Origin of the sequence: Burkholderia sp. Tr-20390, assembly GCF_017104595.1 — a bacterium.
In the GTDB taxonomy this organism is placed as follows: domain Bacteria; phylum Pseudomonadota; class Gammaproteobacteria; order Burkholderiales; family Burkholderiaceae; genus Burkholderia.
On sequence record NZ_JAAGPC010000450.1, the window covers coordinates 1 to 532 of the forward strand.

Annotated in this window: 1 protein-coding gene; it reads left to right on the forward strand. The window is 72.6% G+C overall.

Annotation, left to right across the window (positions count from 1 at the left end; translation table 11 throughout):
* Window positions 1-532 (forward strand): AMP-binding protein (locus tag G3N98_RS39475; RefSeq protein ID WP_206151148.1); only part of this gene is annotated, 532 nt, incomplete at both ends.

A 532-nucleotide genomic window follows, 5' to 3' on the forward strand; every position in this document is an offset into this window, starting at 1 on the left:
TCCACCGGCGTGCGCATCGCACCGCATCCCGAGCAGGGCGCGTACCTGATCTATACGTCGGGCTCGACCGGCACGCCGAAGGGCGTCGTCGTGTCGCACGGCGCGCTGGCCGACTACGTGCAGGGGATGCTCGACGAACTCGCGTTCGCCCCGGACGCGTCGTTCGCGATGGTGTCGACCGTCGCGGCCGACCTCGGCCACACGACGCTGTTCGGTGCGCTGTGCGCGGGCCGCACGCTGCACCTGCTGCCGGCCGCCTGCGCGTTCGATCCCGACCTGTTCGCCGAAGAAATGCGCCGTCGCGACGTCGGCGTGCTGAAGATCGTGCCGAGCCACCTGCAGGCGCTGCTGGATGCACGTGTGCCGGCCGACGTGCTGCCGCGCCACGCGCTCGTGACCGGCGGCGAAACGCTCACGTGGGCGCTCGTCGCGCGCCTGGCCGCGCTGGCGCCCGCCTGCCGCGTGATCAACCACTACGGGCCGACCGAAGCGACCGTCGGCGCGATCGCCTGCGACACGGCGTCGATCGCCG